Source organism: Micromonospora sp. PTRAS2 (assembly GCF_054052245.1).
This window is the reverse complement of the sequence record NZ_JBSWBU010000013.1, coordinates 73706-93862: the sequence shown is the minus strand read 5'-3', so window position 1 is coordinate 93862 and position 20157 is coordinate 73706. Positions and strand designations below refer to the sequence as shown.

At 66.5% G+C, this 20157-nt stretch carries 8 protein-coding genes; 2 read left to right on the top strand and 6 right to left on the bottom strand.

The window, feature by feature from the left end:
• Nucleotides 1–42 precede the first annotated feature (42 nt).
• Nucleotides 43–2577 (bottom strand): hypothetical protein, encoded by a 2535-nt coding sequence (locus ACVMYR_RS28370; RefSeq protein ID WP_457123234.1) that lies wholly within the window; start codon nt 2575–2577, stop codon nt 43–45.
• 217 nt (nt 2578–2794) lie between these two features.
• On the opposite strand from ACVMYR_RS28370, the gene ACVMYR_RS28365 reads away from it, so the two are divergent.
• Both ACVMYR_RS28365 and ACVMYR_RS28360 read left to right on the top strand, forming a co-directional pair.
• Complete coding sequence (locus tag ACVMYR_RS28365; RefSeq protein ID WP_457123233.1) at nt 2795–3583, top strand: hypothetical protein; 789 nt, start codon at nt 2795–2797, stop codon at nt 3581–3583.
• Complete coding sequence (locus tag ACVMYR_RS28360) at nt 3565–4314, top strand: hypothetical protein (RefSeq protein ID WP_350672792.1); 750 nt, start codon at nt 3565–3567, stop codon at nt 4312–4314. Before ACVMYR_RS28365 ends, ACVMYR_RS28360 begins: the two co-directional genes overlap by 19 nt.
• 110 nt (nt 4315–4424) lie before the next feature.
• Here the strand turns inward: ACVMYR_RS28360 and ACVMYR_RS28355 are convergent, their stop codons facing one another.
• Genes ACVMYR_RS28355 through ACVMYR_RS28335 form a run of 5 tightly spaced genes read right to left on the bottom strand, consistent with a single transcriptional unit; the run spans nt 4425 to nt 20053 of the window.
• Nucleotides 4425–5642, bottom strand: coding sequence for an McrC family protein (locus tag ACVMYR_RS28355; protein ID WP_457123232.1), 1218 nt, complete (start codon nt 5640–5642; stop codon nt 4425–4427).
• Nucleotides 5639–7879, bottom strand: a complete 2241-nt coding sequence (locus ACVMYR_RS28350) for an McrB family protein (RefSeq protein ID WP_457123231.1) — start codon at nt 7877–7879, stop codon at nt 5639–5641. Before ACVMYR_RS28350 ends, ACVMYR_RS28355 begins: the two co-directional genes overlap by 4 nt.
• Nucleotides 7880–7881: 2 nt before the next feature.
• Nucleotides 7882–12006 (bottom strand): Eco57I restriction-modification methylase domain-containing protein, encoded by a 4125-nt coding sequence (locus ACVMYR_RS28345; RefSeq protein ID WP_457123230.1) that lies wholly within the window; start codon nt 12004–12006, stop codon nt 7882–7884.
• On the bottom strand, nt 12003–14906 hold the full coding sequence (locus ACVMYR_RS28340) for a helicase-related protein (protein WP_457123229.1): 2904 nt from the start codon (nt 14904–14906) through the stop codon (nt 12003–12005). Before ACVMYR_RS28340 ends, ACVMYR_RS28345 begins: the two co-directional genes overlap by 4 nt.
• A complete protein-coding gene (locus tag ACVMYR_RS28335) occupies nt 14903–20053 on the bottom strand; it encodes a DEAD/DEAH box helicase (RefSeq protein WP_457123228.1) in 5151 nt (1716 codons plus the stop codon). Before ACVMYR_RS28335 ends, ACVMYR_RS28340 begins: the two co-directional genes overlap by 4 nt.
• Between the last annotated feature and the right edge of the window lie 104 nt (nt 20054–20157).

Genomic DNA, 20157 nt, shown 5'->3' with positions numbered 1-20157 from the left:
CCCGTGGCGATGCGCACGCCCCGTTCTCGTGCCTGTTCGGGGCTACTGCGGCCAAGGAGTGGTTGTTCCGGTCTGGGCGTCTACGGCGAAGTCGGTGACCTTCGGCGTTCCCAGGCCGGCGACCAGTCTTCCCCGAGGGACGACGCGCTTCCAAGGATGCTCGCTCAACTCCTTGGCGAGCGCGGCAACGACCCCGGGAGGCCATGCGGGCGCGGCGGTCGCGAGGAGGATCTGGTCGGCTTGCAACTGCTCGGCCATGCGGGCACGCTTGACCATGGCGGCGGAGGGATTCTTGCCGAGGTCGGCTGGTCGCTTGGCTTCGGCGGTGATGACTTGTCCGTCGGCGTGTGCGAGAAGGTCGAGTTCGGCGGTGGCTTTGCCCGCTTCATCGAGGAGTTCGAGTTCGGCGACGTCTGCGTAGTTTCGGGCCGCAGATCGCAGGTAGTGCGAAAGCATCAGTGGGACATCGCCGTTTTGCGATACGAGGCCCCGCGCAGCAGCGTGCAGGTCGTAGTACCAGGTGGGCTCGTTCCAGGGTTTGCGCCATCGGGCCTGATCGAGGTCGTTGGGCGACAGGCACCGGGGGCATCGGTTCACTTGGCTGACTTCATCGATGGCAAAGAAGGCGAGTGTGGAGCAGCGGGCGCATCCGAGTGCGAGGCCGCGCCGCAGGATTCGTCGGCGGAGAAAACCATCGATGTCGTGACGGAGCCGTTCGATGGGCAGGCTGTCCCCCGCTGCAGCGATGATCCCGTCGAATGTCAGGTAGGGCTCGAACAGTTCGTCGCCTGCGCCGGTACGCATGGCGACACCGTCGGTCTCGGCGAGTTCGAGTTGTTGCCTAGTCTTGGCCGGGCGGAATCGGCGAAGCACAGCCGCGATGGGGCCGGAAAAGTCGGTCGCCAGTGCTGCACGATCGCCCCATAGTTCGCGGACCAACTCCACCTGACGGCCCGCCGCCGAGAACGTCATCATGTTGCTGTGCTGATTCGCCATCAGGTTTGCCCAGTTCGCGAGGCCCGGCATGCGTAGCCTTGGGCGGGTGAGTCTCGCCCCGGGTGGCATCCCCGCCATGAGCAGGCCGAGCCGTTCGGACTCGAAAGTGGCCCCGTCCCGGCCGCTACGGACGCGTTCACCGAACGGCGACGACCCCGATGCCAGCAAGGATGATCCGTCGAGACCACGGCCGTGTGGTGTTTCACTCGGATCGAACTCGACGTCAACCTGCCACCGAAGCCGAGCAGCGCCATTGCGGTCGAGCCTGGTCGCGAGGTCGGCCAACATGCCGTCGGTGACAAGCGGGGGCGGGAACGGCGTGACCATCTCGACGTCGCCGTTCACGTCCGCGTTGACCGGTGCGGCGAAGTCACGCCCGAAGTCTCCGGCTATCGCGAAGTAGAGCACAGCCTTCTTCGGCCAAGACGCCGACTCGCTCTTGATCCTGTCAGCCAGTCCCTCCGGTTGCCCGTCGCGGTCGCGGTACATGGTTGGATCGCGAAACCGGTCACACAGTTCGTCCAACTCAGCGGCGGACAACGTCGATGAGGTGATCCGGATTTCTCGCCCCTGCCTCGCCTGCCAGTACACGGACGAGCGCAACAGCGTGAAGACCCTCGTCGAGGTGTTGAGGACTCCGTCGTTCCATAACCAATCCGGGGGTAGCCACAACCCCTGCCCGTACATGCGACGGTGGGCGAACGCGAGGGCGAAGTCAACCGCCGAGTCGCCGATACACACCAACGACTGCCCCGGATAGTCGAAGTCACGGGCAATCGGCACGGTCCCCGTGGTGGTGAAGTCGAAGACGGTCAGCAGCCTGGCTGGATCATGATTAAGCGCGACACCCGGATGCCACACCATCTGCTGAACCGGCTTCGCAAAGCTTGCCCTCGACAGATCCGATGGCAGGCCGTTGCCTACGAGCCACGAAGCAACTGACTTGAAATCGTCGCTCGAGAGCACTGGATCGACGCCGACCTGCGGGAGGTCCACGACACCGCACGCTGCCGCAACGGCGACACCCAACGTTCCGCCCCAGTCGGCCGGGCCCGCCAAGCAAGACTCCCGCGGGTACGGGATCCCTTCTACCGCAAGGTCGTAGGCACTTTCGGCAAACACGGATGCGCTTGTGAGATGCTCGAACTGCCCGTCTGCCGTGCAAGACGTCACGCCCTCCATCCATTCCCGGCCTCCGGCAGCACGACCTGCCCCCGGCCTACGCCGGTAAGAGGCGCACGCCTCCACGACTGCCAGCCTTGCTTTCTCGTCAGCAGGATGCTCGATCGGCTCGTCAAGTCGCTCCGCGACGAACTTCGTCCGTTCGTCCCCGTCGAGCTCTCGGGTCTCATCGAATCGGATTCGGATCGAACCAGGACGCACCGCCTCCATGGTTCCATATGTACGTTCCAGGGTGACGACATAGTCGGGGTCGTAGGTGCGGACCGCTCGCAGCATCTCCGGACCAACCTGGCCATCCTGGTGAGGAATCAGGATGAATCCCCTGCCGCCCCAAACTCGCGAGCACGCCCGCAACGCCACGCGCACCCAGTAGTGCCAGTCCGGACCGCCGTCGAACATTACTGCGACTCGTGGGGGCCGCAAGGTTGTTCGCAGGGTTGCGTAGCTCAGGCCGCCAAGCGTCATGATCGTTCTCCGAACGTCGGTACTGCCAGGAAGGGGTGGCCGCCGGAAGCTACCAGGAGTGACGATGTGTCGTTCGGTTCGCCTCTAAACAGAGGATCAGCGCCGTTGGACGGCGCCCGCCGCACGCCCGGGACGCGGTAACTCAGATGATTTGGCGGAGCACCTGCCGTGCTACGTGATCCGTTTCGCGAAGAAAAACATGTTTGCGGCGTTGTGGAACGCTCTGATGGTGACCAGTACACCGGCACGTGAGTACTCCTACCAGGAGTTCAGCGACTTCGTGCGGCGCTTTAACCAAGAAGCACTGCTGTTCGCTGTAGCCCAGCGCGCCCTGTTGCTGCCCTCGCATCTCGACGGCGGGCGCAGCGACCGGGCGTACATCGCAACACCCCCGTGGGCGCTTGCGGCTGTGGCCAAGGCGGTGATCTGTTACGGCAACGCCCACCGTCGACCGCTGCCATCTGAGCGTGATCTGCTGATGGCGTGCCACATGCACAACAACCTGGTCGCCGAGGAACTTGAGCACCCTAAGCTGAACTCGCCTTTCGCCATCCTGGCCCGCATCGCCTATGAGCAGTTCCCGTACCAGGAATCGATCCTCGCACAAGCGCTCGTACGTGCCCACACCCACCTGCGCGTCGTAACCGTACGGGAGGAGGCATGGGTCGCCGAGCTCGACGGGAACAGTCTGCCGCTTGACTGGCGGTCACACATACCAGCACACCATTCGTTCCGGGCAGCGAAATGGCCCACGGTAGCAACCGCAGCCGTCACACTCGCCGCGTCTCTCGGGCTCGGTATGACCTGCCAAGACTGGATGATCGACTACGACGGGCCCGTGTTCACCGACATCAACCCCGGCGGCCAGTGGCTGTTCCTGCCTGACGAGGTCGCCGAGCCCGCGACTCGGGCGCTCGCCGAATGGCTGATGGCACGCTGATGGATGTTGTCATAGGCAGGTTCCGCGAGGCACGGCTTTACCTCCGATATGCGATAGCCCCGTTCCGTCCCGGCGCACGGCTGCCAACATTTGAGAAGCCCGCGGAACTCAAGTGGCCGATCAAATCAGACCTTGACACCCCGCAACTGGAATTGATAATTAGCGAGGCGCGCCGGCAAGTCGATCGACAGCGCGCCAGTCTTGAAAGCCTACGAAGTAGGTCAAATGCACTGCTGGCCCTCTGCCTCGCCGAGATCGGTCTCCTCTCGGCCGGTGCCAACAAGGTCTTCAAGCACGGCTGGCTGATCGCGCCATGGGCAGTGAGCGCGTTGGCGGTGCTGCTGGCACTCGGCGGCGCGATCTCGCTCTTGTCGGCGAGGGCAGACTTCGGTGGAGTCAATCTTATAGGTCTCGCCGCTGCCGATCCTCCGCTACACAGAGTCGCCGCGAAGTCCTACGCGACGTCGACCGGTATCGGAGATGCAACAATCGCCGCGCGCATTACGGTATTTCGCGATGCCGTGCTTTTGGCGATCATTGGTGCAATTCTTTACGCCGCGGTTTGGCCAGCAGTCACTTTTCAAGATTCCGACCTTCAACAGCCTAAGCCCAACGTCAGCGAGGTCGCAAAATGCTCGATCTGTACACCTTCCTTGCCACTCCAGCCGTCGTCACCAACGACGCAGTCGACGACCGCCCAGACCCCAGCACCCGGATCACCGAGTCGGTAGAGACCGTTGATGCGGACTGCGCAGGCATCCTGACCGATTCAATCGGGGTATAGGCGCACCCATTGTCGAAATCACACCCGCAGAGGGAGTGTATGGCGCAGTGGCTCCCCTTACCAGCCTGTCGTGGAGACCCACGAAGGTGACCAGCCGGTGCTGTGCCGGACGGCGTCTTGGGCGAGGTTGTCGACGTCGGTGAGGATCTGGCGGGGTGCGGCGGTCAGGTCCAGTGGGTGGTGGACGATGTCGATGCCGGTGTGGCGGACCCGGCGGCGGGATGGTGCTGTGCCTTGGGCGTAGATGAGCCAGCCGGTGGGGAGATCGAGCGCTGTGCAGTAGGCGAGCATCTGGTAGGCATCGGCGTTGGGGTATCGAGAGCTGAGTCCTTCGAGTTTGTATTTGGCGTCGAAGACCGCGACCGGTCGCTGGTTGACGAGGTGGACGACGTCGGGCCTGATCGGGATGCTGCGGTCGATGTCGAGGTGATCCTGGTACTGGCTAGCGGTGTGACCGGGATACGGGGCGAGGGCTTCGCGTAGCGCGGTGGTGACGAAGTCTTCGAACACTTTGGCCATGTTGGCGACGAAAGCCGCGATTGTGAGGTCGCCGGGGCCGGGTTCGGCGGACTGGTATCGCAGGATGATCTGGGCGAGGCGCAGCGCGGCGGTGTAGCGCTCGTTGAGCCGGCTGGGTAGCCATGACGGCAGCGGCGTCCCGGCGGGAAGGATGTGGACGCCATGGAGACGGCCGTCGAGGTGAGTGATTCGTGCGAGCGCGCCGGAGGGCAGCCGAGGCACGGTTGCCATCCGGCGTAGGGCGGTTCGCAGGATCCGATTCTCGGCGATGTCCGTGGCGTACTCGTCGTAGCGGACCTCGATGGGCAGGAGCATGCCGGGGTGGTGGGTAAACTGGTCGGCGAACCGGATGCGGCCCCGGACCAGGGGTAGTGCCTCGTCGACTGGGACGTAGCCTTGTAGGACACCGGGAGCCAGGGCTCGTTCGGCCTGGCGGATCAGTGATTCGGCCAGGGCCGGCCACAGGTCCGGTTCTGCGGTCGCGGTGACGTCCTCAGGGCGGAATCCCGGGTCGAGGGCGTAGCCGAGCAGGAACAGCAGCCGGGTGATGCCGGTCTTGGGTCGTACCTGAACGTCGAGGCCACCGATGCGGACGGCGCCTACCTTGCCGGTGGGCAGCAGGTGCCACCAGTCGTCGCCGTCGGGGCGGACCTCGACGAGCCCGGTGCTGCTGAGCGCGGCGGCGATGCCGTCGTCGAGACGCCGCCGTATCCCCTTGCTGTCGAGTTCGTCGAGGACGATGGGCGGCTCGCTCATGGCGCGGGTTCCGGCTGGTCGGCCGATGGTGGTGGTGTGATGCGGGCCCGGATGGCGGCCAGCCCGAACCGGTTGCGGATCTGGGCTCGGTTGAGCCGGCCGTAGTAGTGCTCCTCCAGCAGCGGCATCAGGTCGTATCGCCAGACGCGTTCGAGGGCGGCGTCGGTGTCGAGGCCGGGGCGCATCAGGTAGGACGGGCCGATTTTGAAGTCGTGGTCCTGTTCGTCGTCGATGCTGTCGTTGAGGGCGGCGAGCAGCGCGGCGCGTTCGTCGTCGTGCCGGTCGTTGGCGGTCAGCCAGTTGCTGAGGACATCACGGACCGGGGGTTCGTCAGGGTGCAGCTCGATAAAGGCGAACCGGCGCCGGATCGCGGCGTCCACCAGGGAGATCGAACGGTCTGCGGTGTTCATTGTGCCGATGATGAACACGTTGGGCGGGAGGCTGAAGGCCTCGGACGGGGAGTATTGCAGCCGTACCGTGGCGTGGCGGTACTCCAGCAGGAAGTACAGCTCACCGAAGACTTTGGCCAGGTTCGCCCGGTTGATCTCGTCGACGATCAGGACGTACGACTGGTCGGGGTTGTTGCGGGCCTCGGCGGCGATCTCGCGTAGCGGTCCGGGTGTCTTGGCGAAGCTGACCGTGCCGGAGTCGGTGCCTTCGACCGGGCGGAAACCTTCGAAGAAGTCCTCGTACGCGTACGAGGGGTGGAATTGCACCAGGCGCACGGCGTCGCGGTCGGCGACGTGGGCCGCGAGTGCTCGCGCGAGGTAGGTCTTGCCGGTTCCTGGAGGGCCGTAGAGGATGATCTGGGATCGGTCCTGCCACACCTCGATCAGGTCCTGTAGCCAGGGCCGATCGATGTGCAGCCGGGCGGCGAGCGTGTCGGTCGCCGCGGTCAGTTTCGGCACGGTGAGCGGTGCCGGCTGCGGACGCTCGGCCGTAGCCGGTTCGGGCGTGGTCTCGCTGTCGGTGTCGACGCCGATCAGAGTGGTGAGGACGTCCAGAGCACCGGTCAGGTCGACCACGGTGCCTTGCTGGTCCAGCTCGGCGGGCAGCGGTGTAGGCAGTGTCTCCACACCGATCGGGTCGTGGGTCAGCCATGCCGCGGATCTGCGCAGGCGGGCGCCGCTGTCGTCCGGGCTGTACTCCGCGTCGCCGTCCAGGATCGCGCCGTACAGGTGATCATCGAGCAGGGTGACCACGATGTCATCGGCGGCCATCTGCGACAGGAACGCGTGGTACTCGGTGGCCAGGCTCATCCGCTGGGCGTAGTCCAGGTGCTGGTAGCCGGCTTCCACCGCGGCGCGGACCTCGGCGCGGGACGCGCCGGGTGTCATCTCGCCCAGGTGGGTCGCCGCCAGCGAAACGAACGACTCCGTTCGCCATCTGCCCACCAGGTCGGAGCCGCCTTGCCGAGGCCGTACCAACCAGGCCCGGCGTTCCCCAGGCGGCCGTCCGGCCTGCTTACGCCATTGCGCGGCGAACGGCGGCCGATAATAGTCGACCGGCTGCCCCGTCTCCTGCTCGATCCGGGTCGTGATGGTGAACAGGTCCCGGTTGAGGTCACCGGAGGACCGTTCACCCTGGCCGAGGAAGGTGTCTCGGATCGCCTTCTTGTCGGCGATGCTCAGGATCGGCAGGAAGTGTGTCGGAAACGCGAGATACAGCAGTTCCTCGCGTAGTGATGGCATGAAACGGTGCTGGTAGACGGCGTCTTGCCAGGTCCACGGGTCGGCAAGCGCGTCGGCCTGTTGCGGCTGGGGGGTCTGCCACCAGTTGCCGAGGAAGTTGACCGCGTCGACCAGCCACTTCCACAGCATGGTGTGTGCGCCGGTGCCGCCGTTCCAGGTGCCCTGGGCGAACGCAGCCCGCACGTGCTCGGGGATGCTGACCGGCTCACGCATCCAGCTCAACACCTCGGTGATCCGTCCGTGCAGTGTCGCGGCGGTCAGGTTGAGCAGCGGTAACCCTTGCAGAGTGAGTAGTTCCGCCGCGAGCTGGATGGCATCGTCGGGCGCGCCGTCGAGCTGACGGCGGAGCTTTACCATGAAGGGATCTTTGCTCGCGTCGGGTCGCTCGTTGTAGTGGCGGTGCAATTCGGCTGTGGTCTCGGCGGTCCAGACCCGGCGATCAGGGGTGAACAACGACCGGCCCTGGAGCAGGCCCAACTCCAGCAGTTCCCGCCCGACCTTGCGGACGAGGTCGTCCGGCCGCGCCGGGGTGATCAGCCCAGCCATGCTCATCCGAGGGTTTCCTTCCGGGCCTGGTGGCGGATGCCGGCACCGGGTGGCGGAGCAAGCGCCGTGACGTACGGGACGCCGGTCACAGTGGCCTCCTGCATGGCGTCGAAGATCTCCAGAATCATACGTTTGGTGCGGTATTCGCCGTACGCCTTCTCGTCGCGCTCGCGCACGACCTTGAAGGTGTCCATGATGTAGTCGACGTCGTCACGGCCGACGCCGTAGAGGTGGAAGTAGGCGGCGTCGAGTTCCGCCCGCAGCGTGGCCCGCCGGGAACGATCCCACACGAACGGCGGCCCATCGTCCCCTAACTCGACGGCATAACCTTCCAGGTCGTACGCGGTGTAGCTCAGCTCCAGCACCCGAGGCGTGACCCACTCGACCAATGGCTCCGTAGCGCTCCACGGCGTCGCGCTGCCGTATCGTTCGGGAGCCAGAATCGGCAACTGTTTCACTACCGTATACGTGAGGTGAGTTCCGGTCAGGCACTGCCGTGCGACATAATCCACGCAGTAGGCGCTCAGGTTGCCCTGGAGACAGGCAATGAGCAAAGGGCTCTGCGTCGAGAGCGCCAATGGGTTTGTATGCCCGACCCCGACGCGAGGGATCACGGTCGCGATGAGAGTGCGTTCGTCGATACTGCGGGCGATGTCGCGCCAGCCGAGGAGCCAGTCGTGCGGCCAGCCGGGCTTGCCTCGCTCGGGGTCGGCGGCGAGTTTCCCGTTGACCAGGGATTCGGGTACCCAGTAGCGGGGTTGGGCACCGAGAGACGGGTCGTTGTGTGCAGCGTCGCTAAGTCGCGGCAGCGTGCCCACGTTGAGCTGAGCCTGCGTGGCACCCTCGTAAGTCGAGAAGCGGTGGTCGTAGTGATGCACCATCTTAGCCTCGTAGAGCGGCAGGAGCTGCTTGCCGTCTTGCACGAAACGGTTTCCCTCAAGAGTCCAGCCAGACCCGATCGCGTTGTCAGCAGTGACGAAGTGCCGAGAGTCTGTGGCCATGTTAAACAGCCCTTGTGCGAAAGAGACCTTCCAAGGGTTGTTCATGGGGCCGTGATCCAGCCAGAAGACGGGAGCCCGGCGGAAGATGTTGATGGTAATCTCGGCGTCGCGGCGGGATACGAAGACAGGGCAGGTGCCGGTATTCGGGTTCAGAAGCATGATCTCGTCGGGTGTGATGGCGTACGAGCGTTCGGGGATCTGCGTAGCCTGCCGTGCCCGGAACGCGAGCGTCGCCTGCCCGAACGGCCTGCCGGAGAGTGCGAGCAGCGCGAACCGGTAGGAGTGGTGCACGCTAGGGAAGACTTTGTCCTCGTTCTCGAAGTCGTATAAGGCGACGAGGCTGCGCTGTTCGACGATGTCGCGGAAGTACCGCTGAGTGGTCGAGTCGGTGGCGATTCCGGTGGGCACGATGATGCCGAGCCGCCCGATCGCGCTCATTAGCGATCGATCTGCTTCGGCGAACACCGCATAGGTGTTTAGGCGTCCGGACGAGGTAAGCACGTACCGGCCGGAGTGTCTAACAAAGGCGGTTACGCCATCGATTCGGCGGCGCTCGTGTTGATACTCCGCAAAGAGAACTGGATCTTCCTCGGCAAGTGCATCGATCAGCAATTCGCGGGCTGCGTCGTTAGGCGCCTCGGCGATCGCAGGATCACGCGACGCGAAGAACTCCTGTTTGTTCACCTCGATCTTTTCCCAAGGTGGGTTACCGAGGATGCACGAGAACCCACCGTCCCAACCTTGCGCAGTAGTCTCGATGGTCGTCTCGTCGACCTGAAAGATCTCGGGGAATTCGAGGTGCCAGTGGAAGAACCGGTATTGCGTGGCGAGGTGCTGGGCGTACCCGGTGAACTGGTCGTTGGTCGCGTCGAGTGGGCTGGCGGCGATGGCGCGCATGATGGCGTTGGTGGGTGGTTCGGGCACCGGGTAGTCGGTGCCAGGGACGCGGGCGGGCATCGGCCATACGAACGCGGCACACCAGGTGTCGGCGTGGCGGTGTTTGGCCTGGTAGGCGTCTGACTGTTCGTGCTTTTCCCAGCGGGCGGCTTGGGCGCGGATTGCGTTGACGTCGTCGGGCAGGTCGAGCAGGGCGGCTCGTTGCGCGGCGAGGTCGGCGTTCGAGACGTCCGGCCCGCTGCTGAAGACGAAGGCGTCCTGGGCGTAGCCCCGTTCTGTGCCGGGTTGGATGGAGACTCTGACGGTGGCTTGTGCCTTGTTGTTCTTACGGACGGCGGCGGCGGTCGCCTTGTCGTCGCCTTCGAGCTCTTTGAAAGCGCCGTCGGGAACATCTCCGTGTAGAAGGGCCGGAGTGGCACCGAGCAAGGAGTTGCCGATGCGGATGCGGGCGTCGAGGAAGCCTAGGGGCTTGCCTGGTTCGAGGGCTTCCATCCAGAGCGAGACTTTGGCGAGTTCGGCGGCGAGGTCGTTGAGGTCCACGCCGTAGATGCAGTTGCCGGCGACTTCGCGTAGCGCGTGCTGGACCTGGGCGGGAGTGGGCTCGTCGTCGCCGGAGCGGACTTGGGCGAGCCGGCGGGCGATGCGGCGGGCTGCGGCGACAAGGAAGTGGCCGGAGCCGCAGGCGGGGTCGCAGACGGTCAGTGCGAGCAGCCGGGTTTCCGCGTCGGCAGGATTGGCCGCACCGGTAACGGCCTCGTCGAGCAGCGGGTCGAGAGCGGTGTCGAGCAGCACGGAGACGAGGCTGGGCGGGGTGTAGTAGGAGCCGGTGGTTTTGCGGTCGTTGCCGGAGATGGTGACGAGGCGGAACACGCGGTCGGTGAGGTCGAGGCGAGGGACGAGTTCGAGCAGCGATTCGTAGACACTGCCGAGTTCCTCGGCACCGAGGTTGCGGTAGTCGACGGGTTGGATCCGTTGTCCGGGCAACGCGACCCAGGCGAGTTTGCGGATGGCGCTGAGCAGGTCTTCGTTGGTGAGTTCGCAGCCGAGCAGCGGGTCGACGGGCAGGCCGTCTAGGGCGGGCAGGCGCGGGTCGGGGTCGAACAGCCCGGCCAGGGCGGGTAGGCCGAGGCCCAGATGTCCGTTGCCGCCGAGAGCCCGCAGCACGAGGCGCTGGGCGTGCCAGAGGTCGGGATGAGGGCTGCCAGCGCGGCTGCGGGACAGTCGGCGCAGGCGGGCGGTGGAGAAGTAGTGCTGGTACCGCTCGCGGGCTTGGGTGGCGGCGTCGGGGTGCAGGAGAGCGTTACGGTCTTCGGCGACGAAGCAGAACAGCAGCCGGTAAACGAGGCGCAGCAGCGCGCGGTGGTATTGGGCGGTGCTGAGATTTCCGTTGCGCAGGGCGGTGGTCAGCGGCTGGTTGGCGGGGTGGCGGATGAATCCTGTGCCGAGTGCGGCGATGGCGTCGGCAACGCCATCGCGGAGCCGGTCGAGCAGCCGAGTTCCGGCTTCGGCGGCTTCGCCGCGCCAGATTTCGAGCCAGCAGCCTGCTGGTGTAGTGGTGCCGGTGTCGTCGGGGCGCTGTTCGAGGCGAGAGACATGGCAGAGTTGCCAGAGCAGCAGGAACTCTGGGTATAGTTCGCCGTCGAAAATGGTTTCGAGGTCGAATTCGAGGTACGCGGATCCGGCGAGGGCGGTGGAGTCGCGCAGCAGTCGCAGGCGTAGCCCGTTGGACAGGATGCCCCACAGGTGGTCGTCGCTGCGGTTGAGTAGTTCTTGCAGCATGGCCTGAGGGGCGCGGGCTGCGCCGGGCAGGTCGAGGTTGCGGTGGTTGAGGTCGGCGGTGGGGCCGAGTAGGTGGATGGGCACGTGTTGCCAGGCGTGGCTGACCGGGTAGTTGCGTTCGTCGATGGTGTAGCCGCTGGGGAGAGCAGGGACCTGGCCGTAGCCGAGTTCACGGAGCAGAACGAGCAGCCAGCGTTGCTGGGCGGCAGTGGTGCCGTGCGCTCCAGGTGCCTGGTTGGTGGTGTGTTCGCGCCAGGCGGCCCACGCGCTACGCAGGTAGGACCAGGCGCGGCTGGCGGCGTCGCGGACGGTTTCTCGTCCGATGAGGTGGTATGAGGCCGGGGTGAGGCCAGCCGGATTCTTGAGTTCTCCGGCTTGGATGCGGGCAAGGAGGCCCGGTGGGACGACACCGCCAACGGCGTGGATGGCCTGGAGTCCGGGACTGCTCACGCGGTTGCTCCCGTCTTCATGGATGCCGGCCGGTAGAGGTAGACGCCGAGGATGTCGACGGGGAGTTGAGGGTCGACGGTGAGGCCCCGGATGCCGAGCGCTCCGGCGCGGTCGCCTCGGGCGGCGGTGCGGACCCGGACGTGTGCGTCTCGTAGAGAATCGGCGAGGTCGTGGGCGATCTGGTCGAGGTGGCCCGTGATGGCGGGCAGGGCGGCGAGGATCCCGGTCATGATGTTGCGGGCGATGTCGGGGCTGAGGTTGTGATCGGGCCGGGCGGCGAGCAGGGTTTCGACGGCCTCGGGAGTGAGCCACTGGGGGTTCGATGGCGTGCTGGTGAAGGCGAGTGGGCGGGCTTCCTCGGCGACCTGGGTATGTGGACCGTAGCGGCCGGGAAGCGTGAGGTTGGCGCGTACGCGGGTCAGCAACAGCACAGTCGGGATGGTGACGGCGTCGGTGACGATCACACCGCATCGCCGGGCGGGCCGCGCGTCGGCCGGCAGAGCGGGGTCGAGAGCGGCGTCGAGGACGTAGCGGGCGATGCCGGCCGAAGTGCTGTCGGTGCGAGCCAGGACGGCAGCGCCGCGCGGGGCGGGAAGATCCCGGTGGAACGGCATGGCTTTGGCGGGTTGGCCGAGGGTGTCGCGTAGACCGACGGGCAGGCCGGTGGGTTCGACGGTGAATCCGTACGGCTCGCGGGTGAGGATGCCGCCGCACTCCTGTAGGGCGGTGGCGACGAATCCGGCTACGTCGTCGGGGCTGCCGAGGGCGGCCCGCATGGCTTCGACCTCACGGCGTACTTCGTCGGGGCGGATGGTGTGGTGGGCGTAGCGGCTGCGACTGCGACGTTCTGCCTCGGCGCTGCTCTGCCAGTCGAATTCGAGTTGCCGGGTTTCGGGCAGGTCGAATTCGAGGGTCTCCTGGATGTAGGCGGTGCCGCGTTTCATGACCCCGTCCAGCAGGGCGGTGAGGACCTGGTCGCTGGTGGCCGGGACGGGGACGCTGATGCCGAGGTCGCGGCGGATCGCCTCGTGCTTGCGGATCAGGACGTCCATGACGAGCCGGTCGATGACGTTGTCGGCACCGTAGAGGGTGACCGCGCGGACGATGTCGCGAGGCTGGCCGAACCGGTCGACGCGGCCTTCCCGTTGTTCGTGGCGGGTCGGGTTCCAGGCCAGGTCGTAGTGGACCACGGCCTGGAAGTCGTGTTGCAGGTTAACGCCCTCGGAGAGACAGTCGGTAGCGACGAGGACCTTGTTGGTGGTGCCAGCCCGGTCGGCGAGGTCCCGGACTCGGGCGGCGCGGTCCTCTGGGGGCAACTCGCCCGTGACCACCTCGACGACGGCCTTCGGGAACACCTCCGTGAGGTGGTCGGCAAGGTAGTGGGCGGTCGGGATGAACCGGCAGAACACGATCGGGTGGAAACCGTCCTTCAGTAGCCGTTTCACGGTGGCGGTGACCAGCGCCAGTTTGGTGTCCAGGCTTTTGCGCCGTTCGGCGTCAGACTCCTGCGCGATGGCCAGGGCCTGGCTGCGCAGGTCGTTCAGCCGGTCCGTGGTACTGCCCGTGCGGCCGGGGCTATCGTCGACGACTGCTCCGGGTACAGCGTCGGCGACATCGAGCGCGTCGTCGTTCATCAGGTCGAGCACCAGGGCTGCTCCGGTGGCGTCAGCCGCCTGTTCCGTGCTAGCGCTGGCGGACGCGGCCCGGGTGGTGAGGGTGGCCGCAGCCGCGGCAGGTGAGGAGGCCAGCGCGCGCAGCAGCGACAGGGCGGACCACCATCGAATGCGTTGCTGCACGCGGCTGCCGCTGTGGTCGGTGATCTGCCCCTGGACATAGCCGAGGACGTTGTCGAGCAGGGTGCGGTATTGCGGCGACAGTTCGTAGGTGCGTTCGTCCGTGGCCCGGTCCGAGGGGAATTTCGTATCGGCACCGAGGTATTCGCGGATGTCAGCGCGGCGGCGCTGCACCATCCGGGACGCCAAGGCGCGCCGGCCGGTCTCGCCGGCCAGATCGATGTCGCGCAGGGCTGGGTCCAGTAGCCCGATCAGGTTGCGGAACGTTTCTTCCTTACCGCTGTGCGGGGTCGCCGTTACCAGAATCAGGTGCCGGTGAGCGTCGGCGGCGAGATCCTTCAGCAGCCGGTACCGCTGGGTGCGGCCCCGGCCTCCGGCTCCGGTCTCGTCGCTGACGCAGGCGTGTGCCTCGTCCACGATGACCAGTTCCGGTGCGGCTCGCAGGAAGTCGTCGCGGCGCATGTCCGACTTGATGTAATCGGTGGAAACGATCGTGTAGGGATATCGCTCGAAGATCGATTGCCCGTATTCCAGGCCGCGTTCCAGGCGGCGGACGGTGCCGGGCAGCACTGGCTCGGCCGCGATCCCGAACTTCGCCTGCAACTCCGACTGCCACTGCTCGGCGAGGCTGGGTGGGCACAGCACGGTCATCCGGCGGGCGCTGCCCTGCGCGACGAGTTCGGCGGCGACCAAGGCGGCCTCGACGGTTTTGCCGATGCCAACGTCGTCAGCGATCAACAGCCGGGTGGTCTCCTGCCGCAACGCAAGCAGCAACGGCACGAGCTGGTACGGGCGTGGGTCGACGGCGAGCGAGGCGATGCTGCGAAACGGGCCGCCGCTGGCCCGGAATCCGATCCGCAGCGCATCGCGAAGCAGGCGGGCACTGCGGTCGTCGCCAAGATCGGTAGCGTCCGGTGCGGAGAAGGTGGCGTGCATGACGCCCTCTTCGACGAACACTCCCGCGATGTCGGCGTCACCCCCGGCGAGCGGCCTCAGGATCAGAAAGTCGGTGTCGCTGCCAGGCAGCACCACCCACTCCCGGCCGCGGGCGCTGACCAGCGAGCCGATCGGGAAGCCGCGCTGCGCCGGCAGTGAGGTGGCGGTCATCGGGTGGCCTCGCCGAAGACGCCCGGGTTTGCGCGCACGACGCCGAGCACGTCATCGTTCGCGTCGATGTGGATCACGTTCCAGCCTCCGAAGATCAGGGGTTCGGTGTCCCGGCCGCCGTGTCCCTCGAAGTCGACGAGGACAACCGTGGGCACGGCAGCGTTCGGGTAGACCCAATCGGCCTTAATGCCTTCGATCTCCACGTCGATCTGACTGGGCATCACGTAACCGTGCTCGCGTAGCAGCCGCAACAGTCTGCCGAGCGTTCCGGACTCGTCCACACCTGCCTCGGGGCCGTCTGCGGCTCGTCCGGCGGGCGGGCGAGCGTCGACCGGGTAGGTGCTCGCCTCACCGAGGCGCTGTAGGGCCGAGACGATGAGCCGACGGTCGATTTGCTCGTGTACGAGCTGGTTGCCGTACGACAGCAGGCATCGGTAGCAACCACGTACACAGGCATCGTCTTTCTCGGCCCCGGTGGCGGGGTCGACGTGGATGATCTGCAAGGCCTCGACGGCTATGCGCCGCAGGGCGTCCGGTTCCGACTGCAACCTGCGCAGCACGCCGGCACCGCCCTCGGCCGCCTCAACCAGCAGGACCCTGCCACGGTCGTCGGCGTCCGGCAGCAGTTCGCTGGACAGCTCGGCGTCCTCCAGTTGGAACACCGCCTCGATGCCCCGCTCGACGGCGTACTGCAAGGTGACCGCTTCCTCGTCGCTGACCGACTCGGCCCACCGCAGCACCATGATGTTGCGGCGATCCTCCACGTACGGCGTGATCAGTGCTTTGCGGTTGACATCCTCGAAGCCGGCTTCCATCTCCTCGTCGGACGGGTCGGCCTCGGCGGTGCCTTCCTTCTCCGACAGCCAGCGCCCTTTGACCAGATCGAGCCAGAAACCGTGGGTGTCCTTGTTCTTGCGGGCGCGGCGGCCGAGGTTGGTCACCCGGATCTCGGCGGCGTCGCCATACGCCATCGTCGCCACCGGCATCATGTCGGCGGTGAGCACCTCGGCGACGAGTCGTCCTGGCCGCCCACCGCGCGGCACGAACCGGTAGGTGGTTCGCAACTCGAACCCGATCCGGTTGCGTTCCTCCTCGTCCGCGCTGATTCGCTCGCGCCGCCGGGTGATCACCGTCTGCATCTGCAACAGGTCCCGCCACGTGGTGTTGAGCCGCTGCCCGCAGCTCTCGCACACGTCGACACCGACCTGGCGGGGATGGTGATAGCCGCACGCGTCACACACCCGAGCCGACGTGCGGACGACTTCGCCGCTGCCTTGATCGTCGCCACCGCGTGGCAGGCTGATCCTGGTCACCTGATAGCGGGCGCCCTCGTGATAGATCAGCGCCCCCGGCCCGAACTCGGAGACTGCGAGGAACCGTGGCCGCTGCAACCAGGTGTTTCCTCTGCCCCGGTTACCGGGCACATACGCCGCAAGCGGCAGCCGCGGGAACGAGTACCCGGGCAGGAACCCCTCCGACGCGAGGTACCGGTAGGTGTAGAAGTCACTCTGCCCGGCGTCGTCGGATTGATTCAGCAGCAGCTCGATACGCTGACGTGCCTCCCGATAGCGCTGGTCGGCGTCTTCACGGACCTGCCGGGAGACCGTCGCATCGGCGGCCAACTCCGTTGCCGCCTGCCGTTCGGCATCGGCCGTGGTGTAAAGATCCCGCCACCGGCCGCACGCCGCGTCGAAGGTGTCGAACGCCGCGTCGATCACCTCACCGACCCAGTCCTGCGACCACCAGGCAGACTCCTCGAGCGCCGGATGGAGCGGACGCAGCAACTCCTGCGCGGAATGCCGGGCCGCCGTCGCGACCTCGGGCCGCTGCAGCTTCGCCGCCAGTTCTGGGCGTACCGGCTGCCGCGGCAGATCCAGCGCCAGCACCTCGGCCATCGACCGGTCCAACCGCACGCCGGTTTCGGCCATCCACACCGCATGTACATGGGAGCGGATCAGGTCTTCGTTTGCCAGATCCAGCCGCGGCGCCTGAACTTGCCCGGACACCATCAGGTGGGAGCGCTCGAAATAGTACGAGTCGTGGCTGTTGCCGCTGGCACAGTAAGTGACGACCAACGCCGGCTGCCCCGACCGCCCCGCCCGGCCGCTGCGCTGCGCATAATTGGCGGGTGTGGGCGGCACGTTGCGCATCCCGACCGCGTTCAGCGACGAGATGTCGACACCAAGCTCCATCGTCGGCGAGCAGAACAGCAGCGGCAGCGCCGTCCCTTCCCGGAACTGCTGCTCACGTTCCTCCCGAACCTCCTGACGCACCTGCGCGGTGTGCTCGGCCGCCCGCAGCCCGGCGAGCTGGGAACCCACATCGAGGTAGAGGTCGCGGAAGAACGGCACCACCCTCGGGCGCTGATCGGCCTCGAACCGGCGCCGAACAGGGTCGGGCGCACCCGCCATGCCGTCACCGGCCCGCAACAGCATCGCCGACGACTTCATCCGGTACGCCGTCTCACCCCGTTCGACGATCTTCGCTAGCACGCCGTGCTTCTCCAGCAGCTTCATGAGGGCCGTGATGACGTCATCGGCAACCGTCGGCGACAGCTGCTGCCCGAACCTGTCCTTGTGCCGCAGCCACCGGCCGAAGCTGCCCAGCCCCGACAGGAACAGCGCATGCCGGGGCCGGTACTGCCCGCCCCTGCCCGGGATGGCCAGCCCGATAATCGGATCCGGTTCGGTCTCAGGCACGGTCCACAGCCCGGTCAGGTGCTCACGGCTCAACCGGCGCAGCCGGTCCACGAACTCCGGCGTCAGTGCCTCCGCATCGACGGCCAGCACGCGCCGCATCTCGTCCAGCAGGACCCGCATGACCTCGTACCGCTGGCCCGGCTCCGCCTCGACCAGCAGCTTGTGCGTGCCGTCCCACTCGTCGTCACTCTCGGACAGCGGCACCAGCAACGGGTAATCGATCACGAGTAGCCCCGACTGCTCCAGGTTAGGCAACGTAACCCGCCAGCCCCGCTGGATGTCGCGCAGCACACGGAACTCGACCACCGCGCGCAGGGCACGTTGCGCCGTGCGCAGATCCAGCGACTTGGGTGCCAACGCGAAGTCAGCCGGCTGCAACCCCAGCCGCCGGGTCACCTCGACACCGATGTCGAGCGGGTCCAGACCGTCATCGCTGGCCGCCGCAGCCCGATACAGCGCCGCACGCAACTGCACCACCAGCGTGAAATCGTTGAAATGCCCCGCCTGCAAGCTGGCATCCTGGCGGTTGTCGACGAACGTCAGCAGCTTTCGGGCGTCCATGCCCAGCGCGGCTTCCGGCTGCCCCCGCAGCGCCCGCACGACGCTGGCGGCCACCACCGTCATCGCGCTGCTGCGGCCCTCTCGGTCCAGGGTGACGAGCTTGCCGAACTCGTTGCTGCGGACCTGCTCGTACGAAACCCCACAGCGCAGACAGAATCGGAACGCACCCGGCATCCACGCCGCGATCACCCCGCCGGCCTCGCCGGCGGCATCCGCCAGCTCAGCGGTTCCGTCGGCCGCCGCCCGATACCGGACCGGGACGTCACGCCGCCGGGCCGGCACGATTTCGTGCCCGGCACCGCCGGTCCCCAGCCACGACGCCGGCAGACGCCCTGCCGCCACCGGATCGGCCGGCCACTCCCGATCCGCTGACACGAACAGATAGCCGTCATCGCGATCGGTGATCCGCAACCCATGACGGGCCCTGAACACCGCCTTCTTCAGTTGACTCTGCCGCCGGACAATCAGGTACTCCTGGCCGCACTCACGGCAGAACGCCAGCGGATACAACCGCCGCTCCGGACTGCCGGGCAACACGACCTGGAACGTCGTCTCTATCTCCCTGGCCGCGACAGGCTCCAGGGTGGAATACACCGTGCCGCCCTTGGACAGGAACTGATGCAACCGGAAAGCGAACAACGGCCGGCCGGTGTCCTCGTCCCGCGCACGCGACCCCGCCAGCAGCGTCGCCCGGATAGCGGTGGCACATTCGGAATCCGGACGGCCGGTGATCCCGGACAACGCCGTCGCTGCATCATCCACCTTCATCGGCGTCTGCCGCACCAGACGACCGCTCTCCGGCTCAGGCCGTACCCCGAAGTTGTCCTCGATCCACGAAGCCAGCGGATCCGAGCCGAGCCGCTCATACCCGGCGCGCAACACCGGATCGTCCGACTCCGCATCGCCGCGAGCGGCGACCGCCGCCGCCAGCGCCGCCGCCGACGCGTCGCGGGTGGTGGTCGCCCGCACCAACGTCTCGGTGATCACATGATCCGGGATGACGGGTGTCCCGAAGATCCGGGACGCCACATCGGCCACCTCGACCTGCTGTCGGGCCACCGTGTCCGCGTTGGCCATCGTCGCCGACGTCCCCACACACTGCAATGACTGCCCCGCACCGCACGCATCACGTACACGGCGGACCAGCATTGCCACGTCCGCGCCCTGCCGGCCTCGATAGGTGTGTAGCTCGTCCAGCACTAGAAACCGCAGGCCGTGCGCTGCCTCGACCAGAGGGCGCCGCTCATCCGGCCGGGTAAGCACCAGTTCCAGCATCACGTAGTTCGTGAGCAGGATGTCCGGCGGGTTCCGCAGGATCGCCCTGCGCTCGTCCTCGGTCTCCTGGCCGGTGTACCTGGCGAACGTGACCGGAGGCCGGCCGTCGTACCCGAACTCCAGGAACTTGCGCATCTCCTCCCGCTGGCTGTTCGCCAGGGCGTTCATCGGATACACCACGATCGCCCGGACGCCCTGCCCGGACCCCTCCCGCAGCACCCGGTCCACGATCGGCACCATGTACGCCAGCGACTTACCCGACCCCGTGCCAGTGGTCAGCACGTATGAGGCACCGGTGCGGGCCACCCGCACGGCGTCACTCTGATGCCGATGCAGCGTAATCGGTACCGAGCCGCGATCCTCCGGCGCTTTCTTCACCCGGAAGATGCGTGAGCACTCCTGGTGCAGCAAACCCTCACGAACCAGATAGTCGACACGCCCCCCGGACGCGAAGGATGGGTTCAATGATGACCACGGCGCCGGCCACTGCGCCCCCCGAGCGCCCTCCTGCTCCACACGAGCCCTGATCCGCTCGTCGTGGACATCCACGAAACCCTCGCTGAAGGTGCGGTAATCCTCGATCAATCGACGATGAACTTCGAACGCGTCCAAAACTCGCCTTCCGACCGCACCGATGCCGACGGTCCATTGGATCAGACAACCTACAGCGCCAGCAGCAAAGGGTAGTCGGCAGGAAACCGCTACCAATCACCACA

Bases quoted from the DNA above. Each gene is read 5' to 3' on its own strand.
- ACVMYR_RS28370 (WP_457123234.1), bottom strand. From the start codon at position 2,577: ATGTTCGACGGCGGTCCGGACTGGCACTACTGGGTGCGCGTGGCGTTG.
- ACVMYR_RS28360 (WP_350672792.1), top strand. From the start codon at position 3,565: ATGGCTGATGGCACGCTGATGGATGTTGTCATAGGCAGGTTCCGCGAG.
- ACVMYR_RS28355 (WP_457123232.1), bottom strand. From the start codon at position 5,642: ATGAGCGAGCCGCCCATCGTCCTCGACGAACTCGACAGCAAGGGGATA.
- ACVMYR_RS28350 (WP_457123231.1), bottom strand. From the start codon at position 7,879: ATGGCTGGGCTGATCACCCCGGCGCGGCCGGACGACCTCGTCCGCAAG.
- ACVMYR_RS28340 (WP_457123229.1), bottom strand. From the start codon at position 14,906: ATGACCGCCACCTCACTGCCGGCGCAGCGCGGCTTCCCGATCGGCTCG.